11 protein-coding genes and 1 pseudogene are annotated in these 10,307 nt (G+C 42.0%); 7 read left to right on the forward strand and 5 right to left on the reverse strand.

What is annotated here, in order from left to right:
* The first annotated feature begins 128 nt into the window (after nucleotides 1-128).
* Both CS022_RS23820 and CS022_RS23825 read left to right on the forward strand, forming a co-directional pair.
* Complete coding sequence (locus tag CS022_RS23820; protein ID WP_129124363.1) at nucleotides 129-590, forward strand: DNA-3-methyladenine glycosylase family protein; 462 nt, start codon at nucleotides 129-131, stop codon at nucleotides 588-590.
* Nucleotides 591-897: 307 nt separating this feature from the next.
* Nucleotides 898-1,392 (forward strand): GNAT family N-acetyltransferase, encoded by a 495-nt coding sequence (locus tag CS022_RS23825; protein ID WP_129124364.1) that lies wholly within the window; start codon nucleotides 898-900, stop codon nucleotides 1,390-1,392.
* A gap of 78 nt (nucleotides 1,393-1,470) precedes the next feature.
* Here CS022_RS23825 and CS022_RS23830 read toward each other — a convergent pair whose 3' ends face one another.
* The 3 genes from CS022_RS23830 to CS022_RS23840 are packed head-to-tail and all read right to left on the reverse strand — an operon-like array spanning nucleotide 1,471 to nucleotide 4,216.
* A complete protein-coding gene (locus CS022_RS23830) occupies nucleotides 1,471-2,781 on the reverse strand; it encodes a metallopeptidase TldD-related protein (protein WP_129124365.1) in 1,311 nt (436 codons plus the stop codon).
* Nucleotides 2,778-3,746 carry a TldD/PmbA family protein gene (locus CS022_RS23835; protein ID WP_201746383.1) on the reverse strand — a complete coding sequence of 323 codons (969 nt, stop codon included), beginning with the start codon at nucleotides 3,744-3,746 and terminating at the stop codon, nucleotides 2,778-2,780. The genes CS022_RS23830 and CS022_RS23835 overlap by 4 nt, the downstream gene beginning before the upstream one ends.
* Nucleotides 3,743-4,216, reverse strand: a complete 474-nt coding sequence (locus CS022_RS23840; RefSeq protein WP_129124366.1) for a PmbA/TldA family metallopeptidase — start codon at nucleotides 4,214-4,216, stop codon at nucleotides 3,743-3,745. Before CS022_RS23840 ends, CS022_RS23835 begins: the two co-directional genes overlap by 4 nt.
* A gap of 539 nt (nucleotides 4,217-4,755) precedes the next feature.
* On the opposite strand from CS022_RS23840, the gene CS022_RS23845 reads away from it, so the two are divergent.
* From CS022_RS23845 to arfB, 3 genes are all read left to right on the forward strand, one after another.
* On the forward strand, nucleotides 4,756-5,016 hold the full coding sequence (locus tag CS022_RS23845) for a hypothetical protein (RefSeq protein WP_129124367.1): 261 nt from the start codon (nucleotides 4,756-4,758) through the stop codon (nucleotides 5,014-5,016).
* Between the two features lie 234 nt (nucleotides 5,017-5,250).
* Nucleotides 5,251-6,087, forward strand: a complete 837-nt coding sequence (locus CS022_RS23850) for a phytanoyl-CoA dioxygenase family protein (RefSeq protein WP_129124368.1) — start codon at nucleotides 5,251-5,253, stop codon at nucleotides 6,085-6,087.
* A gap of 397 nt (nucleotides 6,088-6,484) precedes the next feature.
* Complete coding sequence (gene arfB, locus CS022_RS23855) at nucleotides 6,485-6,901, forward strand: alternative ribosome rescue aminoacyl-tRNA hydrolase ArfB (protein WP_129124369.1); 417 nt, start codon at nucleotides 6,485-6,487, stop codon at nucleotides 6,899-6,901.
* A 56-nt stretch (nucleotides 6,902-6,957) separates the two neighbouring features.
* Here the strand turns inward: arfB and CS022_RS23860 are convergent, their stop codons facing one another.
* A complete protein-coding gene (locus tag CS022_RS23860; protein WP_129124370.1) occupies nucleotides 6,958-7,968 on the reverse strand; it encodes a hypothetical protein in 1,011 nt (336 codons plus the stop codon).
* Between the two features lie 765 nt (nucleotides 7,969-8,733).
* Between CS022_RS23860 and CS022_RS23865 the strand changes: the two genes are divergently transcribed.
* On the forward strand, nucleotides 8,734-9,279 hold the full coding sequence (locus CS022_RS23865) for a carboxymuconolactone decarboxylase family protein (protein WP_129124371.1): 546 nt from the start codon (nucleotides 8,734-8,736) through the stop codon (nucleotides 9,277-9,279).
* A 70-nt stretch (nucleotides 9,280-9,349) separates the two neighbouring features.
* Here the strand turns inward: CS022_RS23865 and CS022_RS25075 are convergent, their stop codons facing one another.
* The gene (locus CS022_RS25075) at nucleotides 9,350-9,523 is read right to left on the reverse strand and encodes a hypothetical protein (protein WP_161569739.1); all 174 of its coding nucleotides are present in this window, start codon (nucleotides 9,521-9,523) and stop codon (nucleotides 9,350-9,352) included.
* A gap of 461 nt (nucleotides 9,524-9,984) precedes the next feature.
* Here CS022_RS25075 and CS022_RS23870 point away from each other — a divergent pair.
* Nucleotides 9,985-10,248: pseudogene (locus CS022_RS23870) on the forward strand (transposase); the annotation flags it as partial.
* Between the last annotated feature and the right edge of the window lie 59 nt (nucleotides 10,249-10,307).

The raw sequence follows: 10,307 nt of genomic DNA on the forward strand, positions 1-10,307 counted from the left end.
TAGAGACTTTAACAATCAACAACAGGAAATGATGCTGGCGGCATCAATATTAAATCGATTTACGCAGCTTGGTATGCCCGATAGCTACCGAGTCGCCTAGTGATATCAAAAGACAGGGTGGGCCGAGTATGGAAACAAAGCCATTTATCGAGGCGAATAAAATCCAACACTCAAGCGGTCTTTCTTGCTACCCCAACCCAGACAGTTTGACTCGCTTATCTGAAACCACCTTACGCAAGACAGGATTGTCGAATGCGAAATACCTGGCGATGAAGCGCTTGGTAGACTCTGTTCCTTCACAACAGCTACTTTCACCTACTGGGGTAAATGCGGAAAATATGGCGGAAACCTTACTATCTATCAAAGGGATAGGACCATGGACTGTCAGTTATTCGCTTCTTAAAGGCTTTAACTGGCTTGATGGCTCACTTCATGGCGATGTCGCCGTTAGACGGAATTTACAGAAGGTATTAAATCTCACAGAAAAACCGGACGCCAAGTTCACCGAAACCTGGCTTTCCCAGTTCTCTCCTTGGCGAGCGCTGGCAGCAGCACATTTGTGGGCCATTGATGAAAAAACCGCATATTAATTTCAAAATGTGTCACTGTGGCAAATCTCTTTTGCTGCAGTGAAAACGTTTGATGCCTCAAAATCAATATCCCTGTATCGATAAAAAGTAATCCCCTGCAATATAAGCAAAAACATACTGTGTATTACCCTTTTCTCGCTTTTATACATACCACACCCCGCAGATCTCGCTTACGCTTAGAAGCAACTATAGTTAGTGATAACTACCAAACAACGGTGCAATGACGGCCAGTAATTAATAACGATAAATAGCGCTCTGATAACCGTCAGACCGGGACATATTCTAAAGTTATAGTAGGGACTCAACCATGATTATAAGGATCACTGAAAAGCAAGATTTGGCTGTACTTTATAGTATTTATACGTCACCGACGGTGGTCGCGAACAGTAAATACCTTCCTACCGTGTCCTTTGAAATGTTCTATGGAACCATTGATTTACATTCGGAGTATCAGGTACATCTCACGCATTGTGATGACAAAGATGTACCAAATGGGCATTTGGGTATCTTTCTTAATGCAATGCCTCGAACCAAGCACACTGCAACATTTGTATTAGCGGTCGAAGAGTCAGCGAGAAAGCAAGGTATTGGACACAGACTGGTGCAGGTCCTTTTAGATCAAAGTGACAACTGGCTCAATATCATGCGTCTTGAGGTTGAAGTACCGTCAGATGCTGATGATGTAATTAAACTGCTCGAAGACACAGGATTTACTATTGAAGGGCAGAAGCAAACGGCCCTGTTTAGAAACGGTTCTTACGTGGATATGTTAATGATGGCACGTGTTGTCGAGCGAGAGTGAACTGATAACTGAAATAAAAAAAGCCGGAAAATATTCCGGCTTTTTTGTGTCTTACAATTAACGTTGGCTCAATGTTCTTTAAAGGGTAAATCGCATTGATTTAACGAGCGCACCAGGCGATTTATATCCGCCACGAGGACGTTGATTCAACTGCCAGGGAATAGCGAAAGGTTCAGACTCCTGCGTTAGCGCTTCAAGCTCACTACCAAACAGGCGATATAAGGTATCGTCAAATCGCATCACATTGATTGGCGCGATAATCTCACCATTCTCTACCCAAAAGCAGGCAAAGCGCGTCATCCCTGTGATTCGTGCTGAAGCGCGATCTGACGGGTTAAGGTAATGAAGATTATTGATATAAATCCCCGTACCCAACTTTGTCAGCACATCATCTTTCGCAAGGTCACCGGGTTCAATTTCAAGACTTTCAAAATATTCACTAGGTCCGGCACCATTGTGCTCGACATCAAACTCGGCGCCCGTGGTCGGACTGACGAATAAACTTACTGTTTTGCCTTGATTAATCACAGTGCGGCTTTTGGCGATAAAACCACTGTCATTAAAATCAGGCCTCATGCCTATATCGAAGTTTTCATTCACCGTCAGTAGCGGGGAGAGACTCTCTTCACCATCATGAAGCTTTTGCAATAAGCTCGATTTATTGCGAACGGCGCCATAACCACAATCGAAGAACCAAGTTAGATGATCGACTGCTGCTGGTGACAAGTAAACACGATATTCACCAGGCTCAAGCGTGATGGCGTCACGTTTCATAATTTCTGCATCACGAGCAGAATCTTGGAGTTTGACCTGAAATGCATCGAGTGACCACACATCACCACTGTAGCTGCCTTTTGCCGCCTTATCGGCAGTAATAAAGATGCTCCAGCTAAAGGTAAAATCATCATAAGCAGCCCAGTTGATTTGACCCAGGTGATTCGCGAAACCGATATACTGCTGCCCCATCACTAATAACCCGACCAAGTCATACTCTTTCGAGGAGCGAACAATATCACTGACAATTTTGGTCGACTCATTAAAGCTCTTTTCAACATCACGGCATGTCGATACAGGCTCGCGGTTATAGTCAAAGAGCGTATATTCAGGCGATACCGAAATTGACTGACGCAAATTCTCGATCAAAGAAGATAAAAGTTCCTTATCTTCCTCATGATCCATGGTCAGAGCCACATCAGCTTTAGCCTGTCTCTGACCATCAATCCAAGTCAAAGCAATTTCTGCCTGATACTGATTAGAAGGTTGACGCACCTTACCTTGGCTAAATCTCACATTCTCGGTATCTTCACCGTTAAATGAGAGTAAAAAACCCTCGTTCTCTCGACGAAGAGATTCAATGGTATTTATCGTTTCATTAAAATACGTTTTCATCTCTTACCCCCCGAAAACTTCAACGTTTTTAAACACACAGGCAGGTGACGCGTGCCCAACGGTAATAATCTGCATAGCTCTGCCTTGCCACAATACGGTGTCCCGTGCACACCAAATGTTGACAAATCACCCACTGCACTGAGGTTGCGCCAGAAAGCACTCGAAATACCACGGTAGTTAGGGTTTTTCACCACTTTCGTCAGTGCACCATTCTCGATTAGCTGCCCATACTGACAACCAAATTGGAACTTGTTTCGTGAATCATCAATTGACCATGAGCGGTTGGTATTCATCATGATCCCATGCTCGATACCGCCGATCAGATCTTCTATCGATTTGTCACCCGCTTCGACATTGAGGTTTGCCATTCTGTCAAGCGGTGGACGACGCCAAGTATCTGAGCGAGAGCACGCCACTCCATCAACGCCAAGGCGCTGTTGCGAAATCGTCCCGCCAAGTCCTCGTTTCAATACACCACCTTCAATGAGCATCGCCTTCTCAGCAACGCTTCCGTCATCATCGAAGCCATAGCTCGCAGATTCGTTAGGAATTGTCGGGTCAAAGCTGACATTCAAGAGTTCAGAACCATATTGATAGTTTCCGAACATATCCGGTGTCACAAAGCTGGTCCCGGCAAAGTTACGCTCATCGCCAAGAATTCGGTCAAGTTCAATCGGGTGACCGATCGACTCATGAATCTGCAGCATCATTTGATCAGATGTCAGTAACAGGTCCATCGTTTGCTCAGGACAGTTATCGGCAAAGACAAGCTCTTTGGCTTGCTCACCAAGCTGCTGAGCTTTACCAAACCAAATGTCTTGAAGACGCTCCCAGCCTCCTTGCATGACAACCCGACCAAGGTCAGTGTCTCTGGTTTGCGCTTCTCCATCAGCAAAAGCGGTTGCACTCAGACCAGCATGAACAAAGTGGAACTGCTGAGAGACTTCGCCACCATGATTAGTCACAATGAGCTTGTCTTCAACATCAAATGCCAGCTGCTTCGCCAGTCGACAATCGTGTCATCAACTTTCAACTGCGCCGTACCTTCCTGAAGCACTGACAATTTTTCACTGAGTGGTATATTTCGTGCGTCAATGTCTACCGGGGTTTGGTAGTTACCCGTCTGATGCGGCATTTGAATTGCACTAAAGTCAGTGACAAAGGCGCTTTTGTCTAGTCTTGCCAAACGCATGGCGCGATCAAGTGCGCGACGAAGGCCCGATAAGGTTAAATCACTGGTGCTGGCAAAGCCCATTCCACCATTGTCTATCACGGTGATTTGCGCACCTTTATCCCAAAGATGTCGTACCGGAAGAACGAACGTTTTTTCCATTTCTAATGATTCGCTGCGTCTGTTTACAAAACGAATCGCACAATAATCAAGCTCTTTTGGAGCCAGCTCTAGAAATCGTTTTCGGATGATTTCTGAAGGCATAAATAGGTTCCTTTATAGTTATATAGGTAATTTGCTTAGATTGAGTTTCAGACAATTAGAAATTAAAAAAAGATCAGTATCACAGAGACTCTCCGGGGTTATATTTATGGTGGTTGGGTTGCATGATATCGCGCGACAATAGTTTGCTTGCGGCGAATACGACAGAATACTAACACCCAATCTTTGTGGTGCTATTAATTGATTAATGAAATGTTGCCTGTGTCTAATTGATTAACACACACCACTAAATTTTATGAGATGAGTCGAAGGATATTTGGTTTATGGGACGTGAAGGAGTGATTGATTTTCGAACTAAAAGACAATTCTGAAAGCCTTAAACACAGTCTTTTAAGGCAAGAAAGAGGGAGATCTCCCCATGCTTATAGCCCGAACAAGCATAACTTTGAACTAGGCCGAAAAAAAAGCAGTGATATTGGGTTTTCCTCGTCCTTTATCCCTCTTAGACGCATAGTAGTTAAGTGACATTTATCGAGCTGTAGATACATTTAGTCTTTACCTTTTATCAGCGAGGGTCACACATGAAACACTACTTGGTATTCAGAAAAGGTGATGCCATCACATTGTTGGAAATAGCTTGCTCGACGTGTAACTTAGAGAAGAAACAGCTCTTATCTCAGGGTTTTTGGCAGTCTGAGCATGTTATTTCAGCGGCTAACACGGCAACAGCAATGCAAAAGTACGAAGCATTGACCAACAGTTACTGCAAAGTAGAAGATTCCTATTTTGGTGCCGAGCCAGCAAGCCTTCATGCTGCGAGCGTTTCAACGCTCTGCCACTGAACAAAATATCTTCACCTAGCGGCTTTAATATGTCGCTAGGCTCTTATTGCTAATAATCAACCCAATTCATTAACCACTGTAAATAAACAGAAAAACACCTCTTATTCCCTTCAGTCTTAAAATTGATTTATCTCGTTGGTAGATTTAGCACGGACAATCTTTCATAACTCTAATAAGAATAATAATGACTAGGCGTATTTTTAGTATCAATTTACCTGTGCATTGGGGAAGAGTATGAATAACAAAGTTAAGCCATTAACGGACGAGCAAATTGCTGCATTTCATCGAGATGGATTCCTGATAATAGAAAAGCTATTAAGTGAGGAAGAAGTTGCGCTGGTCAAAGAAGCTTGTTTAAAAGATGAAGTGTTAATGCAGAGCGCAATGGAAATGAAAGACTCACAGGGAAGGAAAACCGATCTATCGCTTTGGAATCATCCCGGTGATGATATCTACGGTATGATTGCCCGCAGTGAGCGCGTCGTTGATACAATGGAAAAACTCCTTGATGATGAAGTTTATCATTACCACTCAAAACTGAGCGCTAAGAAACCTAGAGTAGGCGGCGCGTGGGAGTGGCACCAAGATTATGGCTATTGGTATCAAAACGGCTGTTTATTCCCAGACATGGCAAGTATTTTCATCGCTGTTGACCGCTGCACGAAAGAAAATGGCTGCCTACAAGTACTCAAAGGCTCGCACAAAATGGGTCGAATAGAGCACTCATTTACCGGTGAGCAAACAGGTGCCGACCCTGAAAGAATGGCATGGTGTATGGAGAAGTTTGAGCGAGTTTATTGTGAAATGCCCGCTGGCAGCGCTGTTATCTTTCACTCAAACACCTTGCATGGGTCGGAGGGGAACCTCAGTGACGAGTCAAGATGGGGACTCATCTCGGTGTACAACACTAAACATAACGATCCTCTGAGAGAACATCACCATCCAGGTTATACGCCACTGGAGAAAGTTCCTGATTCAGCCATCGTAACTATCGGCGCTAAACCCTCGGAGAAAACACAGAAATATCTCAATCAGGAAGAGGATGACACATCGACAACAGTTGATGTATAACAAATAAAAAAACCCAATGCCCTGAAAGCGTAATCAGAGTATTGGGTATAAAGTAGGTGTGAGGTAAATGGTTGAGTTAAACCTCGAGGTCTAATCTATTTCTATTATTATTGAAGATAAATAAAGATAAAATAAAACTGCGATACTGTTAAAAGTATTTTTATTTCTTTGAAGTGCGTCAGCAGTGTGTCAAATTTTTGTATTTGATTTTTATGTATATCGCAAAATAGATATACCTTTAATTAATTCAAATTGTAAAATTAATCACAAGCTTCTAAAAAGTATAGCAATTATACTCCTCTTATAATTTTTCTCGGCCTTATGATATACAAGATTTTTGCCTTATTTTTAACAATGATGCACAATACACCCCAGATCATCTCAACAAAATAAAACAATGATTATCATCTCAGGCAATGTCACCATCCCAGAAGACGAATTAGAGTTCTCGGCCATACGAGCTCAGGGATCAGGTGGACAAAACGTCAACAAAGTATCTTCAGCTATCCATCTTAGGTTTGACATCAAAAAATCGTCGTTGCCCGATTTTTACAAAGAGCGTTTGCTAAACCTAAAAGACAGTAGAATCAACAAAGATGGTGTGATCGTCATAAAAGCGCAGCAACACCGAACGCAAGAGAAAAACAGACAAGATGCCTGCGAGCGGTTACATGCCATGATCAAGGATGCCACCCGAGTCCAAAAAACACGAAGGTCAACAAAGCCTACCCGTTCATCACAAAGAAAACGTGTAGACACGAAGACACAAAGGGGAAAAACAAAATCCTTGCGGGGCAAAGTGTCGGGCTACTAGTGTGGAGCCCGTTTTCATTCGGGCTCCATGAGATATTTCTTATGCTCTGACTTGTGTTATTTTTTTGGGTGAGCGATAAAGAACCGGATAATTTTTTCGCCAATATCAAAACTCGTATGACAACGGAGAAATCCCCAATCTGATGTCACTGGGTGACAATGTCCAAACAAAGGCTTTGCTTTTCCGCTGTGCTCAATACTTTCAAACCATCGGTTTCCTTTCAAGAAACGTCTATGTTCATAACGGCCCACTTTCGTCCAGGTTGACCAATCCCAGTAAGGTTTCTCCCAATCTGATTCACTAATAACTACGCTCTCTCCATAGCCTTTATCTCTGAGTAAATTCATTACTCTTTTATTCTCTTTCGATTGATTATTTGGCGTTAGGAAATCATATATTCCATTAACCAAGAGTAAGGGTTTGTTAGATTTCAAATTACACTTTAACTTTTCTCCATGCATCGCAAAACTTGCATACCTTGCCCGCTCTGTTTTATCGCAATAAAACTCGTTGACTGTATGCGTGCCTCGCGAGAAGCCGTACATATGGATACGATTTTCATCTATACCAAACTTTACGATAGCATCGTCAATAAACGCTTTAAGACTTGGGAGTTCATTCAAATATGCCCCACCCAGAACAGACTCGATATCTATCCCTCCTTTTTCTTGTTTATCGAATAAATCGGTAAAGTTTGGTTGTATAACAATATAAGGGCTAGCTGCACCGTAACTCACTGCATTGAGCCCGTATTGACGCAATTTCGATCCTCTATTCTCACCTTCAGCATTCATCGTCGCACCATGAATATCGACGATAAGGCCACAATTACCGTACCCATTTGAGCATGAGGAGGGAATTGACATACTGTAAACAACATTTATTCCATCATCGACGCAACCATAATGTCTAACGCCAGGTGAGGAACCGCTTTGAGTTGCTGATGTAATAGATATAGGACAACTCGTATCCGGTTTCGGTTGATTATCTACTAACGCATAAGCGGTTGAACCGAACGTAGCAATTATAAAAATGACAAATAACAAAGAATGTATTAATTTTTTCATTAATCTTAACCCTCTATAAGGTATATGAACAATCGAAATCAACATTGGATTTAAGTTTTTAACATGCGAGTCAATGTCTTCCCATATAAGGAAATAAAAATTATATTTATATACACTTAAAAATATAAAAGACAGGCGTTATTAACCTATCATCTATACACCCTAAGGTTTAAATAGATTTGGTTAAAAATTGTTAAATTCGTTTATGCCTGACTAGATACTAGTGCCTTATTGACTTAGAGATGATAAATGAGGAGGTTTACCTTTAAAGGTTTCTGTATTGAGAACCGATAGTGGCAAGCAATGAGCAAAAGTTCATTGATATGTTTTTTCGACTGTTTTATTTCCACAACTTCACCTTCGAACAAATAGACGCGCAACCATCATTAGATATGGCTTCTCTTTTGATTAAAAATTCGCGAGTTTCTACATTCCAAAAATGAAATAGGTATTGACGCTTTTTATAATTTTTTGAAGTTTTTACTTCATTTATTACACCATTATAGTGTGGCATCTCCTTTTCTTCATCCAAATTTTAAGACGAAGTACATTAATCACTCTAAAAATCTGTCCATAGTAAGAATTCAAGAAAAATGTATTTCATTATTGATACGGGCGATCAGAAAAAATCTGATGATGTTTTTTGGTGTATGAGGTTGTGCGTCTTTCGTCACTTTTGATAATTGTCATATTCTGTCTTTAACGATATAAATTAATGATAACCAATCAGAACAACATCAATCAAAAGACCGTGGATAGAAAGGTATGATAAATGAAAACTTTGCTCCCATCCCTGACACTGCCTGGCCAGCTGAGATTACCTCTCTTAAAGAAGGGTTCGCAGGAAAGCTTAATGTCTATCGTGTCATGGCACATCATCCTCGGCTTTTAGAGTCATGGACTCATCTGAGAGACCATGTTGTGGTCAAAAACTCGTTAGGCGCTCAATGGAGTGAGATCATCATTTTACGTTCAGGAGTCAACCTCAAGTCTGATTATGAATGGAGCCATCATGTATCAAGGGCTCGAATTTGTGGCCTAAGCGACAGCCGTATTCTTTCCATAAAGGGAAACAAGGCAAAAATGGTGGAAGAAGACAATGTGCTATGCTCTGCCGTCGACGAATTATTTCAGAGTAAAAAGTTGTCTGAACTTACTAAAGCAAGGCTAAGAGCCTTAGTGGGTGATGCAGGGATGCTGGATGTAATAGCGACTGTAGGGTTTTACTCAACGCTGGGTTATATCCTCAACAGCTTTGATACCCCAATAGATAACTACATACAGAATGAAATGGAAAGGAATCCTCTGTAGAAGTGATGAATAATTCAAACAAAATGGCCCCGAAATCCGGGGCCATTTTTGTCAAACGTACTCACGCGAGTTATATGCCACTTATGTGGCGCGCCTTCACAGGCTCCTCTCTCATTCCCCAACCCAGTACCAAAAAGAATACAAAAATGGGTGTCCATTGTTGAGGAAAGGCATGAGTAAATACGTTGAGCAGAATGCCGGCTACACCGGCCACGACTAACCATCTGCAAACGTTTTCCATCATCAATACCTCCTACATGGTTTGACGAAGATATTTTTATCAATAAATTTATTTGTAGACAAAATGAGCAATTCAAATATTGAAGCGGCGTCCCAAATGACAGAATTTATACATTTCCTGTCATTATTGATGTGATTTTACTCCAAAAGTGACTACGTTCGATGACTTTATAGCCGCACGAGTACCGCACTGATCGTTTCACATCTCTTTATCACGACGTGTTAGCGCCCAGCCAGTCCCATTGATATTAAGCACAGGGTTATTGATACTCCAAGCTGGTATCATTTTCTCTAACAGACAACTATCCTACACAACGTCATACCCACTTATTTGACACTCAAGCTAAAAATAATGCCCCGAAAAGCTCAATAGTTGGAGCGTCAGTGTTAACACAGGTGTAGTGGTTTAATGAACCCGGACACCATTTAAGGTGGTAAAGTCACCACCAAAGAAAGAGGTGTTCCATGACAAGACAACGTCGTTCATTTTCCGCTGAGTTCAAACTTGAAGCCGCCAGCCTGGTGCTCGATCAGGGTTACTCAATTCCAGAGGCTAGCCGTTCACTAAATATCGGGGAAACAGTCCTCAGGCGCTGGGTTAAACAGCTTGAGCAAGAGCGTGGTGGTAACACGCCAGCGACCAAGGCTTTAACTCCAGAACAGCAAAAGATTCAGGAGTTAGAAGCCAGGATTAATCGGCTTGAGCGGGAAAAGACCATACTAAAAAAGGCTACTGTAGATTCAAGTGATTATCGCAACACCCTTGTCAATCATGTGTGATGGTGTCT

Origin of the sequence: Veronia nyctiphanis (assembly GCF_004116385.1) — a bacterium.
Lineage (GTDB): Bacteria > Pseudomonadota > Gammaproteobacteria > Enterobacterales > Vibrionaceae > Veronia > Veronia nyctiphanis.